The sequence below is a fragment of the Leptolyngbya sp. KIOST-1 genome, assembly GCF_000763385.1.
Lineage (GTDB): Bacteria > Cyanobacteriota > Cyanobacteriia > Phormidesmidales > Phormidesmidaceae > Nodosilinea.
Window position 1 is genome coordinate 3,545,525 of the sequence record NZ_JQFA01000002.1, and the last position, 17,834, is coordinate 3,563,358.

Annotated in this window: 15 protein-coding genes and 1 other RNA gene; 7 read left to right on the top strand and 9 right to left on the bottom strand. The window is 60.2% G+C overall.

The genetic code is table 11. The annotated features are described in order from the left end of the window. The first annotated feature begins 252 nt into the window (after window positions 1-252). Complete coding sequence (gene proB, locus NF78_RS15685) at window positions 253-1,380, top strand: glutamate 5-kinase (protein ID WP_035987781.1); 1,128 nt, start codon at window positions 253-255, stop codon at window positions 1,378-1,380. A gap of 131 nt (window positions 1,381-1,511) precedes the next feature. On the opposite strand, the gene NF78_RS15690 is transcribed toward proB, so the two are convergent. Then, window positions 1,512-2,180 (bottom strand): sugar transferase, encoded by a 669-nt coding sequence (locus tag NF78_RS15690; protein ID WP_035987784.1) that lies wholly within the window; start codon window positions 2,178-2,180, stop codon window positions 1,512-1,514. Between the two features lie 435 nt (window positions 2,181-2,615). Here NF78_RS15690 and NF78_RS15695 point away from each other — a divergent pair, with 435 nt between their 5' ends. Then, window positions 2,616-3,755, top strand: coding sequence for a HetZ-related protein 2 (locus NF78_RS15695; RefSeq protein WP_035987786.1), 1,140 nt, complete (start codon window positions 2,616-2,618; stop codon window positions 3,753-3,755). A gap of 101 nt (window positions 3,756-3,856) precedes the next feature. Here the strand turns inward: NF78_RS15695 and NF78_RS15700 are convergent, their stop codons facing one another. Beyond that, on the bottom strand, window positions 3,857-4,447 hold the full coding sequence (locus NF78_RS15700; RefSeq protein ID WP_035987787.1) for an HD domain-containing protein: 591 nt from the start codon (window positions 4,445-4,447) through the stop codon (window positions 3,857-3,859). A gap of 24 nt (window positions 4,448-4,471) precedes the next feature. Here NF78_RS15700 and ffs point away from each other — a divergent pair. The 3 genes from ffs to NF78_RS28355 all read left to right on the top strand — a co-directional run bounded on the left by ffs (window position 4,472) and on the right by NF78_RS28355 (window position 5,645). Next, an RNA gene (gene ffs, locus NF78_RS29580) (signal recognition particle sRNA small type) lies at window positions 4,472-4,568 on the top strand. Window positions 4,569-4,720: 152 nt separating this feature from the next. Beyond that, the gene (locus NF78_RS15705) at window positions 4,721-5,110 is read left to right on the top strand and encodes a phasin family protein (RefSeq protein ID WP_035987788.1); all 390 of its coding nucleotides are present in this window, start codon (window positions 4,721-4,723) and stop codon (window positions 5,108-5,110) included. Window positions 5,111-5,114: 4 nt separating this feature from the next. Continuing rightward, window positions 5,115-5,645 carry a hypothetical protein gene (locus tag NF78_RS28355; protein WP_052050540.1) on the top strand — a complete coding sequence of 177 codons (531 nt, stop codon included), beginning with the start codon at window positions 5,115-5,117 and terminating at the stop codon, window positions 5,643-5,645. 5 nt (window positions 5,646-5,650) lie between these two features. On the opposite strand, the gene thiD is transcribed toward NF78_RS28355, so the two are convergent. The 4 genes from thiD to NF78_RS15730 all read right to left on the bottom strand — a co-directional run bounded on the left by thiD (window position 5,651) and on the right by NF78_RS15730 (window position 9,437). Beyond that, entirely contained in the window at window positions 5,651-6,466 is an 816-nt protein-coding gene (gene thiD / locus NF78_RS15715) for a bifunctional hydroxymethylpyrimidine kinase/phosphomethylpyrimidine kinase (RefSeq protein ID WP_035987789.1), read from the bottom strand. A 3-nt stretch (window positions 6,467-6,469) separates the two neighbouring features. After that, window positions 6,470-7,600, bottom strand: coding sequence for a cell division protein FtsZ (gene ftsZ, locus NF78_RS15720; protein WP_035989948.1), 1,131 nt, complete (start codon window positions 7,598-7,600; stop codon window positions 6,470-6,472). A gap of 469 nt (window positions 7,601-8,069) precedes the next feature. Beyond that, entirely contained in the window at window positions 8,070-8,912 is an 843-nt protein-coding gene (locus tag NF78_RS15725; RefSeq protein ID WP_035987790.1) for a cell division protein FtsQ/DivIB, read from the bottom strand. Between the two features lie 99 nt (window positions 8,913-9,011). Beyond that, window positions 9,012-9,437: a hypothetical protein gene (locus NF78_RS15730; protein ID WP_035987791.1), complete on the bottom strand. Its 426-nt coding sequence runs from the start codon at window positions 9,435-9,437 to the stop codon at window positions 9,012-9,014. Window positions 9,438-9,766: 329 nt separating this feature from the next. Here NF78_RS15730 and psaK point away from each other — a divergent pair, with 329 nt between their 5' ends. Beyond that, entirely contained in the window at window positions 9,767-10,027 is a 261-nt protein-coding gene (gene psaK / locus NF78_RS15735) for a photosystem I reaction center subunit PsaK (protein ID WP_318655476.1), read from the top strand. A gap of 439 nt (window positions 10,028-10,466) precedes the next feature. Here psaK and NF78_RS15740 read toward each other — a convergent pair whose 3' ends face one another. Continuing rightward, window positions 10,467-13,997 carry an AAA-like domain-containing protein gene (locus NF78_RS15740; protein ID WP_035987793.1) on the bottom strand — a complete coding sequence of 1,177 codons (3,531 nt, stop codon included), beginning with the start codon at window positions 13,995-13,997 and terminating at the stop codon, window positions 10,467-10,469. Next, window positions 13,991-15,319, bottom strand: a complete 1,329-nt coding sequence (locus tag NF78_RS15745) for an AAA-like domain-containing protein (RefSeq protein WP_225885308.1) — start codon at window positions 15,317-15,319, stop codon at window positions 13,991-13,993. The genes NF78_RS15740 and NF78_RS15745 overlap by 7 nt, the downstream gene beginning before the upstream one ends. A gap of 719 nt (window positions 15,320-16,038) precedes the next feature. On the opposite strand from NF78_RS15745, the gene NF78_RS30420 reads away from it, so the two are divergent. After that, a complete protein-coding gene (locus tag NF78_RS30420; protein ID WP_156119792.1) occupies window positions 16,039-16,506 on the top strand; it encodes a response regulator in 468 nt (155 codons plus the stop codon). A gap of 81 nt (window positions 16,507-16,587) precedes the next feature. Here the strand turns inward: NF78_RS30420 and NF78_RS15755 are convergent, their stop codons facing one another. Next, entirely contained in the window at window positions 16,588-17,796 is a 1,209-nt protein-coding gene (locus NF78_RS15755; protein WP_035987795.1) for a hypothetical protein, read from the bottom strand. Between the last annotated feature and the right edge of the window lie 38 nt (window positions 17,797-17,834).

A 17,834-nucleotide genomic window follows, 5' to 3' on the forward strand; every position in this document is an offset into this window, starting at 1 on the left:
TTGCAGGGGAAAACATAAAGAAAACATTAGAGTTAATTTGATACCTGAAAAAGTCTGCGATAGTAGGATTACATAAACAGGGGCCAGCCATTTTTAGAGGCCCTTAATTTAATAAGCCATTTTTGGGTGTCAGCCTTGGGGTTGGCACCCAAAGTTTTTTATGCCGTGGTTTGCGGGCAATTGGGTTGTCTTTAGATCCAGAGCGATTGCTATACTGCCAGGGCTATCTCTACTCGGGGTTGATGGTTGCCCGTGAGCTCAGCTCAAACTCTGGTTGTAAAAATTGGTACCTCTAGTCTGACCGGCGGTGGGTTTGGTCAGTTTGCCCTCTCGACCCTGGCGGCCCTGGTTGAAACCCTCTGCATGCTGCGTCAGCAGGGGCACCAGGTAGTTCTGGTCTCGTCGGGGGCGGTGGGCATTGGCTGTCGGCGGCTGCACCTGAGCGATCGCCCCAAAACCCTGGCCATGAAGCAGGCGGTGGCCGCTGTTGGGCAGGGCCGGCTGATGCGCATCTACGATGACCTGTTCTCGGCGCTCAACCAGCCCATCGCCCAGGTGCTGCTCACCCGCAGCGATCTGGCCCAGCGATCGCGCTACGTCAACAGCTACCGCACCTTTCGCCAGCTGCTGCAGCTCGGGGTGATTCCCATCGTCAACGAGAACGACACTGTCGCCGTCGAAGAGCTTAAATTTGGCGACAATGACACCCTCTCGGCCCTGGTCGCCAGTTTGATTGGGGCCCAGTGGTTGTTTTTGCTGACCGATGTCGATCGCCTCTATTCCGCCGACCCCCGCTCTAACCCGGGGGCAGAGCCGATCATCTCGATTGACCGTCAGGCCGACATTCAGTCGCTCAAGGCGGTGGCCGGAGGGCAGGGGTCGGCCTGGGGCACGGGGGGCATGCTCACCAAGCTGGAGGCTGCCCAAATTGCCACGACCGCTGGCGTTCGCACGGTGATTACCGATGGTCGCCAGCCGCAAAATGTTGTTCGGGCCCTGGCCGGGGAAACCGTAGGGACCCAGTTTGCGCCCCTGCCTCAGCCCAACCGGGCCCGCAAACGCTGGATTGTGGCGGGTCTCCCCCCGGCCGGGCGGCTCTACCTGGATCCGGGGGCAACCAAGGCTATTTTGACGGGGGGTAAATCCCTGCTGGCCGCCGGCATCACCCGAATTGAAGGGGATTTTGAAGCCCAGGATGCCGTCGTTATCTGCGATACCAGTGGTACAGACATCGCCAGGGGAATTGTCAACTACAACGCCGCAGAGCTACAGCGCATCCTGGGGCATCGGTCAGAGGACATTGCCAACATTCTGGGCTATGCCGGCGTCGATACCGTGGTTCACCGCGACAACCTAGTGATTGCAACCGATCCCGAGTGACGGCCAGATAGCTCCAGCCCGGTGAACCTGCTGCTCTAGGGCCTGATAGCACAACTCAGCTCATCGTTCCCGATACCCGGAACCCTGAACCTGCCATCCCAACCAAGTTGTTCCACACCTGCTAACTGGTGCTAGTAAGCGCCTCTGCGATCGAGAAGTATCGTGATAGTTTTGACGATTACCTGGAGGTCATACCAGGGCGACCAGATGTCCTGGTAATGCAGGTCGAGGTGAACAATTTCCTCAAAGTCCCTGATTGCCGATCGCCCGCTGATCTGCCACTGCCCGGTAATGCCGGGTTTGACATCCAGCCGTCGCCAGTGGTGGGAGCTGTAGTGGGAGACTTCGTCTTCGGTGGGCGGGCGGGTACCCACCAGGCTCATATCCCCCCTGAGCACATTCCAGAACTGTGGAAACTCATCCAGGCTGGTTTTGCGGAGCACACGCCCAACCCGAGTAATGCGAGGATCGTTCTCGTTTTTAAAGATGAGCCCCTGGGCCTGGTTAGAGACGGTTTGCTTCAGCAGGTCAGCATTCTGCACCATGGAGCGAAACTTCCAAATGGTGAAAGGCTTGCCTTTGAGGCCGTAACGGGTTTGGGCGTAGAAAATAGGGCCGGGGCTGTCCAGGCGAATGGCTATGGCTATGGGCCCCGCGACTAAACCCAGAAGAACCAGGCCCACCAGCGCTCCTAAGATATCGATAGATCGCTTAATTAGGCATTTGGCAGAAGGATGAATAACGGCTCCTGAAGACTCCGGAGCAAGGCTTCCAGAACTGCCTGGACGGAGGGATAGCATGGTAGACCCTGTTGACAGAATTCGTGTGCTTAGGCTTTGAAATATTTTATACCAGATTGGCCGTATATTTGCCGATATCGTGGTTGCCTTGGTGCTTATTTTTACCTTCGCAAGAGCGGGCCACGGGTTAGCCCAAATTTTACTGGAGGTGTCGGGTGCTTACTGTGACGATTGTCACAGTAAGATCACGTATAAGCCCCAGCTGTGCCATTTGCACCCTACCAATCCCTAGACGGCAAGCCGGGCCGCTGGGGGTAGCCCTTTGCAAAAACTTGCCAAAGGAGAGGTTAATGTGAAGTCCCCGTGAAGCTTTGGCCGAGGTGCTGGTTGAGGCGGGACGGTGAAGCTAAAAACCTGCCTTAACCCGTAAGTCTGAAGGGAACAGATACTAAGATAAGCCTACGGCCAACCAAAACAACCAAAAGGATCGATTGCATGGCAGGGGCAGACACTATGGCGGAGGATTGGTTATCCCGCCTACGAGACGATTTTCCCGATCAGCCCCAGTCTGTCTGCCAGAGTATTGTCAGCTGGCTGCTGGGGGAGGCTCCCGAACGCTTCTCCACCCTGGCTGAGGCGGATCTGGCGATCGCGCGGCAGGCGATCGAGTACCGCTATCGTATTTTGCAGCAGCGCTACTGGGGGGTCAGCCCCGAACAGGGCTATCAGCGGTTGATTAAGCGGTTGAGCAGCCTGTTCCTGGTGCGCAGCAAGATCAAAACCTGGATCTCCCTCAGCCGCGATCGCCGTCGGTCAGTAGTGGACGTAATTCAGGAGGTGATTCAGGAAATGATGCGCAGCGATCGCCACCTGGGCGAGCAGCTGAAGTGGATTGCCACCTGCACCCAAAACTCGCGGCTGCGCAATCTCCTGATGCTGGCCAGCATCGAAGAGTACTGCCTGCGCCCCATTCGCAACCAGCCTCTAATCATCTACCGCTTTGTCAATTACCTGCGGCGCAGCCAGAAGGGCGGCATGACCCAGGTCCCCACTGGCGAACTAATTCGCCTGGTCTCCGACGAAATCTCCTCAGGCGACAGCGAAGACTCCCTCAGCCTGCTCGACGTCGAAGCCTGGAACCAGTACCAGGAATCGCAAACCGAGCTGGAGCAGCAGAGTCTGCGACACCAGGTCAAAGCTTCATTCGTCAACTACCTCAGCCGCAACCTCGACGACACCGCCGCCCGCTGGCTGGAGCTGCACCTGAAAGGACTGAGCCAGGAGCAGATTGCCCAAAGCCTCGATCTGCCGGTGCAGCAGGTCTACCGCCTGCGCGAAAAAATTAGCTACCACGCCGTGCGGATCTTTGCCCTGCGTGAGCAGCCCGTAATGGTGCTGGGCTGGCTCCAGACCTCGCTCCAGGAGCACAACTTTGGCCTCACCCCCACCCAGTGGGATCAGTACTGGCAAGGCCTGTCGCCCGAGGAGCAGGCGATTTTAACCACCTATCGAGAAGGGCAGTCCACCGAAGCCCTGGCCCGGCGTCTGGGGCTCAAGCATCGGCAAATTCAGGCCCAGTGGGTGCAGCTCTACCTGCGCGCTCAAGAGCTGCGGACCCAGACTGACGCGCCCTGAGTAGGAAGGCGCTATTCAAAATATGACCTGAAAATAAGACTTGCGTAGGCTGGACATAGGGCCAAAGCCCGTGCCGAACATTCCGGCGATGGGCTATTTCCCTAGGGCCGCAGGCACCCAGCGTTGACGCAGTCTTCAATGACCCCCAACACAAAGGGCCACAGCTCTGGAGCCCCGGTTTCTACCGGGGCCATCCGCCGCAGCACCTGGGCGCGGCAAATGCCGTGCTGTTTCCAGGTGCCGCCGCCGGTTTGCCAGTTGTGCAAGAGGGGCTGAATGCGATCGAGGGCCGCCGCAAAGCGGGCCGTGGGGGTACTCTGAGCCTCAAACTCCTCCCAGATCTGGCGCAGGCGATCGCTGTCTGCCTGAGGCAGCAGACCAAAAATGCGATCGGCGGCTCGCTGCTCGCGCTCGGCCTTGTCGAGGTGGGCCTGGGCGTCGTAGCAAAAAGTATCCCCCGCATCAATCTCCACCAGATCGTGGATCAGCACCTGGTGGAGGGCCTGCTGCATATCGACTCCGGCGGGGGCATAGTCGGCCAGCGCCAGCGTCATCATAGCCAGATGCCAGGAGTGTTCGGCGCTGTTTTCGCGGCGGGAGCCATCCATGAGTTGGGTCTGGCGCAGCACGGTTTTGAGGCGATCGATCTCGATTACAAAGGCGATTTGTTGCTGAAGACGTTGGTTGGTCATGGAGGGGAGTGTTATAGTAGAGAAGACTCGGACCCATGCGGTCGCAACGCCCAAATCATGTCAGGACCGGAAGGTAGCAGCATTACGGGATGCTTGTGACAGGCGTGGACTCCGGGTCTTTTGCGTTTTGGCCGCTGACGCCATTCCCGAACGGATGGGAAGGCAATGGCGACGGGTTTTACCCATGATAGGGGCGGCATTACCCCCTGGGCACCTGGTCTTCGCAGCCTGTACGCTAGAGTCGTTGCAGAGCGAATAAGGAGACCGCTGACCATGGCAGGTTTCGGAGACGTCGTCAAAAAAGCGTTTTATTTAGGGGTTGGGGTCGCTTCCTACGCCGGTGAGAAGGCGGGCGGTACCTTTAAGGACTTGCGAGAGCAGTCTCAAACCCTGGTGAATGAACTGGTGGCCCGCGGTGAAATTACCGCCGAGGAAGCCCAGCGGCTCGTCAACGAGATGGTCAGCCGCGCTCAGAGTACGGCGGCTAGCTCGGCCAACCCTTCAGACCCCCTGCCGCAGCCGCGTCCGATTGAGATTTTAGATGACGATGGGCCTGGTGGGGTCGGCGGTTCAGCGACCGATGCCCAGACCGAGGCACTGCGCAACCAGGTGGCGGCGCTGCGCCAGGAGCTAGAAAACCTCAAGCGTAAGTCGAGTAATTAGCCCTATGGATGAGTGGTCGAAGCAGTTTTTTAATGCCTTTGGCAGCGCCGTGCAGGATTTCACCCAGCAGCTGAGTGAGGACACCGAGCGCTGGCTAGATGACCTCACGGAGCAGCTGATCCAGGCGTCAGATGCCCTCGTGCAGACCACCGATCAGTGGGCTGAGCAGGCGCAGGAGGCGATCGATCCCGAGATCGATCGCCTGGTCGCTGAGATCAACCGCGCGGTGGAACCCTTTCGGTTTCAGCTCAATGGACAGGTCGACGAAGTGGTCGATCAGCTGGACGGCATTTTGGGGCCGCTGGTAACGGGGCTTTCGGGTATTGACCAGTGGTTTGAGGACGTCTCAAGCCCGATCACCAGCACCGTTGAGCCGCTGCTGCAAAACTATCCCGCCTGCGTCGGCTGCCGCAATTTCTACGGTCAGGCCCACGGTGGGCAAACCCTGGTGTGTGCGATGCACCCCTTTGGCCCCGACGAAGAGCGCCACTGCCCCGACTGGGAGTCGGTCTGGCCCCAGCCCCCCAACCCATAATCGCGTTACGGCTGATCGACCAGCAGCGGAAAGAAGTGACCGACCGGACCCTGGCCCTGCCCGATCGCCAGGGCGTGGTTGAGGGCGCGGGTAACGTAGTCTTTGCCATCTTTGGCGGCGGTGAGGGGCGCTTTGCCCAGGGCCAGGTTGGCGGCGATCGCCGCCGATAGCGTACAGCCGGTGCCGTGGGTGTGGCGGGTATCGACAGCCTCGGTGGCCAACACCATCACCTCATGGCCGTCAAACCAGACATCGGTGCCGCGCAGGGGTTCGCCCATGCCGCCCCCTTTCACCAGCACCGCCTGGGGCCCGAGCTGGTGAATACGGCGGGCGGCGGCTTCCATATCGGCCAGGGTAGAGATGTCTAGCCCGCTGAGCAACTGGGCCTCGTGGCGATTGGGGGTGAGGATGTGGGCCTGGGGAATGAGGGTACGGATCAGGATGGCGATCGCATTGTCGTCGATCAGCTGTGCTCCGGTGCGGGACACCATGACCGGATCCACAACCACCGGAGTAGGTCGCTGCTCCAGGGACGTTGCCACCGCCTGGATGATGTCCTGGTTGAGCAGCATGCCTGTTTTGATCGCCTGGACTGCAATGTCGCTGGTAATGGCGTCGAGCTGAGCAACCACCGCCTCTGGGGCCAGCGCATCGACTCGCGTTACCCCCAGGGTATTCTGAGCAGTGACGCAGGTGAGGGCGCTGGTGCCGTGGACGCGATGGAAGGCAAAGGTGCGAAGATCGGCCTGAATCCCGGCCCCACCACCGCTGTCGGAACCAGCGATGGTCAGGGCCGTAGGCCAGGGGATCGGTGGGGTCATAGGTTAGCGGTTGTTGGGCCGTCGCCGCTGCAAAAACTCAGGAATGTCAAGCCCAGCCCCCAGGCCACTGGAGCCACTGCTGGCCGGAGGGGAGACGGGGGGAGTCGTCAGATTGCGCTTGAAGGGGGTGACGCGGGCGACATCGAGCTCGGGTTGGGCCCCGGCCCGGTGGTTGAAGCCGGTTGCGATCACGGTGATACACACCTCCCCCTGCATCCGATCGTCGATCACCGCACCAAAGATGATGTTGGCGTTGGGATCGACCCCCTCGTAGATGATCTCGGCGGCGGCGTTGACTTCGTGGAGGGTGAGGTCGGAGCCACCGGTGACATTGAATACCGCCCCGGAGGCCCCGTCGATGGAGGACTCCAGCAGCGGGGATGAAATGGCTGCGATCGCGGCTTCCCGCGCCCGCGACTTGCCCGACCCTGTGCCAATGCCCATCAGCGCGGTGCCTGCGTCGGCCATGATCGCCCGCACGTCGGCAAAGTCAACGTTGACCAGACCCGGGATAGTAATAATGTCGGAGATGCCCTGCACCCCCTGACGCAGGATGTCGTCGGCGGTGCGGAAGGCTTCCTGGACGGGAGTTTGCTCTGAGATTACCGACAGCAGCTTGTCGTTGGGGATGATAATCAGTGTGTCGACCCGGCCCTGAAGCGCAGCAATGCCCTCATCGGCCTGATTCATCCGGCGGCGACCCTCAAAGGTGAACGGGCGGGTGACCACGCCCACGGTCAGAGCACCGGCTTCCTTAGCCACCTCGGCCACAATGGGAGCCGCCCCCGTGCCCGTGCCCCCACCCATGCCGGCGGTGATAAAGACCAGATCGGACTCTTCCAGGGCGGCAGCAATTTCTTCGCGGGACTCTTCGGCCGCCTTTTGGCCAATGGCCGGGTTGCCCCCAGCCCCCAGCCCACGGGTCAACTTTTGACCGATGTGCAGGCTGTTGGTCATCGTGGTGTTGTCGAGGGCCTGGGCATCGGTATTGACCGACCAAAATTCAATTCCCGCCAGGCCGCTGCTAATCATGCGGTTGACGGCATTGCAGCCGCCGCCGCCGACCCCAATTACCTTAATGCGGGCGACGCTGCTGGGCAAAGCCGTGTTGTTGGAATACGTTTCTCCGGGCATAGCTCTGGCATTGTGGGGTTGACTGGAGTTAAGCTCGCCCTGGCTAAAGGGGTTAGACGGGCCAGCGAAAGCGGTCACAGCGTCAGCTGAGGGCCGCGAATCGGCGGGAACCGATTCTGCCTGGTGAGGCACGTAGGCCTGGTAGTCAGCGTTGCGGTGGCCAGCACCATTGCCGTGGGGGTCGTCGGGGAGCATAGAATTTAAGGCCGTAGACAATATATATTAATTACCCGTACTAGATAACCGAAGATAGCACCTAAGTCCTGAAAATCTAAGCCCCGGCTGATTCTAGACAACTATAGAGTACTTCGCTGGAAAAAAACAAATCGCCTTGGCAAGTCTTAAACTACCTGATTTAACCACTGAAACCCAAAAAATCAACGCCATTCTATAAAGATATTCAACCGACTTGGCTAGGAAATGTTTTGAGCAGGCAATGCCAGGGCTGGGACTTGCTCCTAGCCCTGGCTTAGGGTTGGGACTGTGTTACCGGGGGGTCGGCTTCGACAACGGCCACCGAAGGGGCATTGGGGTTGCTGAGATCGATGCGGGCAACCTCGGTGTTGGCAAGCTGCTGAGGCAGGTTGCGCATGCGGTCGAGGGTGGCGAGCTGCTGCTCGAGTTCTGGACTGTAGGGGCCGAGGTAGACGGTACCGAGGGCGGTTTCGAGCACCAGGTTGTTGGGGTCGTGCCAGTCGATCTCGGTGATAGCGACGGGGCTACTGCTGATGGTTTCGTAGATCTGAGGCCAGTAGCGCTGGTACTGGGGCTGAATGCCGCGCAGCTGCAGAGTGGGTAGCTGCGGTGAGGCGCTGCCCAGTCCAAAGCTGGTCAGGGGCATCCAGGCGCCGTGGGCGTCGAGGAACCCCGCCTGGAGGTACTGGGTATCGGTACTGCGATCGCCGTTGCCCACCGGCAGCACGACGGCAACGGGCACCCGCTCCTCGATCCGGACATTGAGTCGCGGCGGCAGGAGTTGCCGCGTGACCTCCGCCGAGACGATGGGGCCGCGATCGCGCAGCTGCCGGGCCAGAATCTCGGGCTCCACCTTCATCAGCGGCTGGGGGTACTGGAGGGGCACCAGGGTCTGGACCGCCTCATCGCTGAGCAGGTGATTGCCGTTGACATTGATTTGCTCAGGCCCATGGATCAGCCACACCGGGCGCGTAGCCCCCCAAAAAATGGCGGCGGTGAGACCTGAAAGGGCCCAAAAACGCCACAGGGCTTGACTGATAGAAATGCGCCGCCGCCGCCGCAGGCTCTTGCGGCGATTCCGGAGTTCGTCGGGGGAAAGGGAGGAAACGCGGGTCATGGCACCAGGGTAGGGACTTTAGCAGCCCGGTGATTGAATTGGCCACCAGCGCGATCGCAGGGGGCAAGGGGCTAAAACCCCCGCCAGGCCTGGCCGCCTTTAGGCTGATGCAGATTTTAGCGCCTGGAGCGATTGGTGCAACGCTTTTTCCCAGCGCTGGGCTAAATCGCTGTCGGTAAAGGGGATGCGGTGGGTCTCGCCACTGGCGGTGGTCAGCGCCAGCGCCACATCTCCTCTGGGTACCTGACCCTCGTCAGCTACGGGCAGGCCGTCGATTTCGAGCCGAAGTTCGGTAACAACTTGTAACGAAAGGGTGGTGATGGCAACGGGGCCGCGGCGGGTGGGGCGGCCCCAGGTAATCTCGTTACCCCGTTGCCCCAGCATGGATTGAATGTCGTACTTGCTGCGATCGAAGTCGGTAGCCCAGGTTTCGTAGGCCTGGACTTTCTGGTATTCGTGCCAGCCCGCCCAGGCCAGGCCAATGAACACCGCCAGCAGGGGTAGCCACAACAGTCCTCGTTCCATAGGGAGTATTTTGACCTCGCGGTGAAATGGGCTTCAGGAATTGGCTGCCAGGTGGCTGCGGGACGTTGGCCGCCCGTTGCGTAGGAGCGTCGGGCGGGGATCGCTCTCAACCAGGGCCGTAGAGATGGGGGATCGCTCGTTTAAGCCGGGGGCTGAGGCCAGGTGCCTGGACTCGCGATCGCCCCACGGCCACCATTTTCCGAAACGATGCCCGGCTCTGTAAATTGTAAAGTCTTGCAACGGCTGCCGACAGAATTTCCTGGCCTCATGGAAAAGTAGGCCTAAGCAAGCGATTTGCTGACCCACTGCATTTTATGGAGGCTGGTACATTGGCATTTCTACCTCTTTTAGCCACGGTTCCCCACACGGCGGCCTGGAGTCCTAAAGTGGCCGCTGTGATGATTGTCTGCAACATTCTGGCCATCGCCATTGGCCGGTTTACCATCCAGATTCCCGATGCCAAGCCGTCCCTACCCTCCCCCGAGTTTTTCGGCGGCATGGGGTTGCCTGCCCTGCTGGGTACCACCAGCTTCGGCCATCTGCTAGGGGCTGGGGCAATCTTGGGCCTGGCCAATCTGGGCGTGCTCTAGGGAGTCACGATCGCCACAGGCGACAGTCACAGTCAACAGTCACAGGTCAGGTTGCTGCATCGGTTGTGAGGCCGCGCGGCAACCTGGCCCTGGCCACAGCTATCTCTGCTCCGAATAAAAGTCTATTGTTTGTCCCAGGGATGTCGGTGGCTGGTTCACCGGCATCCCTGGTTCGTTCAGGGCGAAAGGATAAGGCGTGGGGATGCTAAGCCTGGCAATACGCCATTGCGCCGCCCCAGTTTTTTGCCGACGTTGCTGGATTGAGTCATGAATCTGTAAACTTGACGTCCTTTCGTTGCCCCCTAAATCCCCCAATTCTGGGGACTTTGAGATTGCGACTCCCCCCAAAATTGGGGGGCTGGGGGGCATGTCATACCTGCATTCAGCAACGCCTTTTTGCCTTTGGAAGAGGCCAATGTCCTAAGTGCAATGGCCATCGCTACAGTCCCGCGCAGAGGCGGCGATCGGCTTCGTCAACCTCGCTGTTGGTGCGCAGATAGTTGCTCAGCCAGGCGCAGCCATGACTGAGAGGATCGAGGCTCAAGATGGATGGCATCGCCCAAAGTACCAGGGTTTCATCGTCGCCTACCGAGGCCAGCCTGGAGCCATTGCCGCTAAACGCAACGCTGCGTACCCCAGAGTTGTGCTGATGCAGCGTCGTGATCAGGGCATCGTCTGGCTGGGCGAGGGGTTGCCCCGGACAGCCACTGCCACCCAGGCACTGGAGGCTCCAGAGTTTCACGGTTTCGTCGATGCTGGCGGTGGCCAGCAGGCGGTTGTCCGGACTGAAGGCTACCCCCCAGACCGCCGCCCGGTGACCTGACAGAGTGTGCAGCAGGGTGCCGTCGGATTGCCACAGGCGAGCCCTATTGTCCCCGCTGCCGGTGGCAATCCACTGTCCGTCGGGGCTATAGGCCACTCGCCATACCGTTGAACCGTGCTCAAGGGTGTGCAGTAGTTTGCCAGTGGGGCTCCAGAGCTTGAGGGTGCCGTCGTTGCTGGCGGTGGCGAACTGCCTGCCGTCTGGGCTGTAGGCCACATCCCAGATCGGGGCGGCTGCACCCTGCCAGCGCTGGAGCAGGGTGCCATCGGCCCGCCGCCGGTAAATCTGCCCGGTGACGCTAGCCGCCACCAGCGTTTGGCCATCGGGATGCCAGGCTGCCCCCAACAGGGCGGCATCGTGGCCGTCGATCGCCTGCAGCAGGTTGCCCTCAAAGTCCCAGAGGTGGATGGTTGTGTCTTCGCTGGTGGAGGTCAACCAGGGCTGGCGCGGGTGTCGGACCAGGTTGGTCACGCCGGCCTGGTGGCCGACTAGAGTGGTTGTTGTAGCTGTATCGGGGGCGATCAGCCTGACAATTTGATCGCTGCCAGCCGTGGCCAGCCGCTGCCCATCGGGGCTAAACACCGCCCCCAGGGCCAGGTTGCTCAGCCCCTGAAGCTTTTGGTGGAAGGGATTTTGGGCCTGCCAGAGCAGCACCTGATTGTCGGCCCCAGCGGAGGCAATGGTGGTGCCGTCAGGGCTGTAGGCCACACCCCAGACGGCAGCACTGTGGCCCTCCAGGGTGGTCAGCAGGGTGCCGCTGACGCTCCAGAGAGCCAGGGTTTTGTCCCAACTGGCGGACACCAATTCCTGCCCGTCGGGGCTGAAGGCAAGATCTTTGACCGGAGCCTGGTGGTGAACCAGGGTACCCAGCAGATTGCCCGCCGAGTCCCAGAGCTTAATGGTTTTGTCGATGCTGCCGCTGGCCAGGCGATCGCCCTGGGGACTAAAGGCCAGGGTGTGCACTGGAGCTTCATGGTCGGTCAGGGTAGTGCGGTATTGCCCGGACTGCCAGAGGGAGATTGTTGAGTTGTTGCCGCCCAAGGCGATCGTGTTGCCGTCGGGGCTGAAGGCCACCGCTCGCAGGCCGGTCACCTCCCCCGGATGCTCCAGGTACTGGACGTTGCCGGTAGCCAAATCGAAGATTTCAGCCCGGCTACCGTTGCCCCCGGCCAGCAGCCGTTGACCGTCGGGGCTGAAGGCCAGTCCCCAAGTTGAAGCCATCCCCGTGGGCAGAGTGCGCTCCAGTTCTCCGGCAGTCGTCCACAGGTAAATGGTGCCATCGTCGCCAGCGGAGGCCAGGCGGCGACCGTCGGGGCTGTAGCGAAGGGCCCGAATGGTGGCCTGATGGCCCTTGAGGGTCTTGATCAGAGTGCCGTCGAGCTGCCAGAGGTGAATGGTGGCATCGACCCCGGCGGTGGCCAGTTGTCCAGCCTGGTCTGGGTTGGGGTTGAAACTGGCGGCCAGCACCGCTGCCCGGTGACCGCTGAGGCGATTGTTTTGGTGAATGCCCAGCACGATGCGCTCCAAAATAGCGTCGGCCTGGGCCTGCAAGGCGGGGTTACGGGTTGGTATCTGCCGCAGCCGCTGCTGGCCTCGCACAGCCTCCAACAGCGCCTCAAAGGACCGCCGAGAGGATTGCAGCGCCTCGGCACTGCGCAGAATGGCATAGGCCTCGTTTTGGCTGGCCTGGAGGTACTGGCGACGGGCCACAAAGCCCAGCCCGATGGCCGTCACCAGGGCGATCGTTACGGCCCCCAACAGCAGCCGCTGCCGCTCCAGATGCCGCTGCTGCTCCAGGCGTTGCCGGTGCTCTACCGTCAGCCGCGCCTCCACCTCGGCCAGGCGATCGGCCTCGACCCGGGCCAGCGCCTCCCGCTGGTCAAGGGCCTGGCTGGCGGCCAAAAATCGATAGTCGAGGGGGCTAAGGCGCTGGTGCTCCGCCCAGCTCAGGGTTTCTTGCAGGGCCTGACCCCGCAGCAGTCGCGACTGATCGGTACAGTCCGAGGCTACCCAGGCATTGAGGGGAGCAGCGTAGGGCCGCAGATCGTTGAGCTGCTGCTGGACCCAGGCGGTGCTAAAAACAGCCTGGTAGATTGGATTTTTAACCTGCAGGTAGCCGCCTCGGCGCTCCACCAGGCCGACCAACAGCAGTTCGGCCTGCTCGGGGGAAGCGCTGACCGCCACCTTCCCGTGGTCGAGCACCTGCTGGTAGAGCCCCAGCCGCTGGCCCAGGCGCTGGGGTTGGTGCCAGAGGCGATCGCGGATGGTTTTGAGGTGCTCCGGCTGGTCGTGGAGTTCCCAGTTCTCGATCAGGTATCTCTGCACCAGCCGATCAACCCAGTCCGCCACGGAGCCTTGGCCTAGGGCCGGGGCGTGGCTGACAATCAGGTGGCACAGCTTTTGGGTCAGGAAGGGTTGCCCACCCGTCCAGTGCAGCACCCGCCCCAGCACCGGCTGAGGGTCGCTCACCCAGGGCTGAAGGGATGCCGCCAGGGGCTGGGCCTCCGCCAGGGTAAACCCCTCCAACCCAATGGCCTGGCCAATGTTGAAGGGGGTGCGGACCCTGTCGGCGATCAGATCACTGGGGGTGGTGACCCCAAACAGGGCAAAGGTCAGCCGTTGGTAAGCAGGGTTGTCCGCCCGGCGGTTGAAGCAGGTGCGGATCAGGGCAAAAAAGTCGTCGGTGGGAAAGGCCAACGCCAGCAGGCTGTCGATCTCATCGATAAAGATGACCAGAGGCGCCGTCAGGCTGGGCAGCACCACCCGATCGATCAGGTCGGCCAGGCGAGCGACCGGGGGCAGGTGGGTGTGGTCGCGCCACCACTGGCTGAGGGCAAAGGTCAGGGGCCGCCCCCGCACCAGGTACGCTGCGATCGCGGCATACCACTGCTCCAGCGTGATGTGCTGGCTGCCGATCGCGGTCAGGTCGATCGCTACGCTGTGGACGCCCAGCTGGTCGAGCGCCGCCATCGTATGCACCCGCAGGCTGGATTTACCCATCTGCCGGGCGTTGAACACGTAGCAAAACTGACCGTCTAGCAACCGCTGCTGGAGGAGGGTATCGGCCTGCCGCTTAACGTAGGTGGGGGCAGTCGGCGGTAGACATCCACCCACCTGGTAGGGCGACTGGATGGGTCGGGTTAGCACTGATTCTCCAGCAGACTGGCAAAATACTGGCGGTACAGCTGGCAACTGGCGATCGCCAGCTGTTGCCTAAAGCGTACCAGACCCAGCCCCTGGAGTCGAAAGGATAGCTGAGGCGGGAGCTTGATCCCCTCTGGGCTGGCCGCTACCTGAGCCATGGCCTGGCGGAGAGCGGGTTCGGCTTCGAGGATTTCTAGCTGGCGGCGGAGATGGCCGCTGTAGATGCCGTCGTAGGCTGTGACCTGCTCGGCAATGGCGCTCAACGGCTGCTGCTGCCCCAGGTAAAACAGGCTGAGCTGGGTCAGGTAGGGGTGTCCCCCCACCAGATCGACCAGCCGCTGCAGGTCGTCGTCGCCCAGGGCCAGGCCGTAGCGCAGGGCCAGTTCCTGCACCTGGTCGAGGGTAAAGGGAGGGAGCTCAATTGAAACCCCAACATTAAAGGGGGACTGGTGAATGCTAAGGGGCATCCAGGCTTCGGTCGAATAGGCCAACACCAGCCGCAGGTAGGGCCAGAGGTTTTGCTCGGTGCCATAGCGGCCCTGCTCGTACCAGGCCCGCAGCATACCCAGAAAGTCGGTGGCCACACTATCGTAGGTAAATAGCTCATCCAGGTCATCGATCACCAGCAGCAGGGGCTGTTCTGAAGCCGGCAAGAGATAGGTTTCAAAATAGTCCGTGCAGCTGTAAATGCTGCCAAACACCCCGTCCCACCGCTGGTCAAGCTGGTTGGGGAGATCCAGGCTGCGGGCCACCACCGCACAGAACCAGCGCAGGGTCTGGTCGAGATCGCCCAGGCAGCGGCGGTCGATGGCCCGCAGACTGACCACCACCAGCCGCAGGCCATAGTCCTGGGCATGGCCCAGCATCAGGTTGAGTAGGGAGGTTTTGCCAAACTGACGCGGGGCCTTGAGACGCACCATCGCCCCCGCTGCCAGTATTTCCTGGGTGCTGCCAGTTTCGATGCCGGGACGATGAATGTAGAAGGGCGAATCCTGGGGTAGGGGACCGTTGAGGGGGCTACGCTGGACGGTTTGGGGTGGGTCGAGTCGCTGAGTATCTTCAGGCAGCAGGTAGTCATCGGCGGTTAGCCCCAGGCTAAAGGCGGCGAAGTAGGTATCCAATGTGGTCAAGTCCACGGGCTTCTGCCGTCGTCGGGCCTTGACCAGGGTGTTGGCGCTCAGTCCAGTAATGGCACACAGCTGATCGAGGGTGTAGGGGTTGCCGCCGTTTTGTAGGGCCGACAGCTGCTGCTCAGCGGCGCGCAGTCGCTGCCAGCCCTGGGAGCTGAGCACAACGCCCCGCTTGCGGCGATCGCTTGAGTTCATAGCGTGAATCATTCGTCACCCGGACATGGTTGAGTACCTAGCTTGAGCGTCGGCGATCGCCCCACAGCGACTGGCCCTAGGGCGTGTCATCAATTGTGGCCAAAGCGCCTGTATACCAGGCTTTGCCACGCCCGACCCAAAAACCAGGCTAGGGACTGTAACCCTTGGTTTGTAGGTATTCAGCAGCTGATTGATGACAGCTCCTACGAGAGCCGATTGTCGCTGTATCTGTGGTCGAAATGCTTCAAAACACGCTCCCTTTATAGACCGACCATGGCTGAAAAACGACCAAAAATAAGTCTAAATTATAAACCTCAAGGGCAGTAATTTTATCTTGCCGAAATATCTTGCGATCTTGAGTAGACGGCCAATTGCTTCTCAAATTATGTTAGGGCAGATTATCCGTGAGCCACCTCCAGATCAGGCTGGCAGCAGTCCATTGGGCCAAGTCCTGGTGAATTGCAAAAAGCCTTAACCTGGCGGAGCACCTGGGTGGATAAACCCCGTCCATCCCAGGCTCTAGTCCGGCTCGCTTGGGGTGATGAGTGGCCGCTGCTGTAGTCGATTTGAACGCTGAAAAAGCAATTCAAAGGTGCTTAAAACGTCAGTATGGCCGCCAATTTTCAGTTATTTTTCTTACCCTGACCCGGGCCCTCAGGATCAAGGTTCTGCACCGCTATGTCCTCACCGCTAACCACTCAGGGTTAACTATCGAGCGTATGGCCAACTCTCTTGCAATAAATCCACCGTCCCCATCCCCATGTTCTGGTCTGATTCCCAATTTGATCGATTATCGGGGCTTTGAGACGAAAGGCGCTATTCGGGAGCTACTGCTGATTGACAATGAACCCGATATTTGTGCGTTGGTTCAGGATGCTCTGGGGGAGTTTGAGGGCTGGCGGGTAACAACTTACTGCGATCCCAGAGATCTAGATTTCAGCACCTGTGGCCCCTGGGATGCAATTTTGCTAGAGATTTCGGTGACGCGGCTGACGGGAGTTGCGCTTGTTCCCGCCCTGCAATTGCACCCCTGTACCGGTCACATTCCCATTGTGTTGCTGACCTCCCAGGTGAGGGCGAGGGACTATGCTCAGTTTGAGCAAATGGGGGTAGCTGGGGTGATTCCTAAACCCTTTGACCCGGTTACGCTTGGCCGCCGGATTGCCCAACTGCTCCACTGGATATAGCGTTGGCCAGGTCGCCCGGCCCGATTCGTTCAGGATTGGTTCAGAACGGACAGGGGCTATTCCAGCAGCCTGAGCCCTGGGCTAGGCCATACGAATCTCATTGTCGGTTGGCAAGGGGGCAGCAGCGGGTTGGGTTTTGGGATAGTGAATCGATTTGAGGTACCAAAAAACGACCACCAGGGGCAGCACGTAGCGATCCCAGGGGATGGCTTTCATCATAATCAGGGCATTGAAGGTCACTATCCAGAACAGCAGGTCGGGTTTAGCAAAGCGCAGGCAGGTCAACAGGGCCAACCCGTAGTACATCGCCAGCGTTAAGCCGTAGAAAGGGAGGAAGTCGGCCACTTTGCCCATATTGCCGTAGGGGGTTTCCAGCGGGGGGAAAATCAGGCAAAAAACCAGCAGTCCGGCGGCGATCAGCAGCCATTTTTTTTGGTTGTTGCGCAGGGATTGGAGTGGATTGGTGGGGCGAAACAGCAGCCATTCTGGAATCACGATGTAAACACCCACAAAGCCGAGAAAGTTGATCGCACCGCCAGGGGTGAGGGACAGGGTGCTTTTTTGCACCTCGGGGGCATGGGAGACGATCGCACTGGCGGGGGCCAATCCGTCAAACAGCGCGATCCAGCCCAAAATCGTCAGGCTGGCCAGGGCCGGGGCCAGCCATCGCTGGTGCTGGAGCGAACCTACGGGCTGCCCCTGGCGGTACTGGTGGGCGATCGCTAAAAACTCGTAGGTGGCGATCGCCATAGGAAACGCCAGCATGTACTGCCGTGAAGCGATCGCTAGCACAAAGGCCAGGCCGCTCAGCCAGTGGCGATCGCGCACATAGGCCACAAACCCCAGCAGCACCCAGGTACAGGCAATCATTTCGGTGTAGAGCCGGCCGCTGAGAAACAAAAAATACGGGCACAAAAAAAGACCAATCAAACAGACAATGGCCCGACCGCCCTTTTGTTTGCTGGGCCAGCCAATGATCGCCACAATGACGAGCGACAGCATGAGATTGAGCAATCGCCCCGCCACCATACCCTGGCCAAACAGGTATTCCAGAAAACCAAACATCATGAAAGGCAGGGGGGTATTTAAGCTGTGATATTCCCGCAGGTCTGAGAGCGTCGGTAGCAGACTATCGCTAAAGGTCAGGCTCGACTTCCAAAAATTGACTTCATCCCAGTAGGGCGGCCCCTGCAAAAAATCGAGCCAGGCCACAATCGCCAGATAGATAACGGTGATGCCGCCAAGAAAGAGCATCTTTTGCTGGGAATGGCTGAAGGATTGCAGTTTCATGCGGAAAAGAGATCTTTGAACATAGACAACGGCGGGTG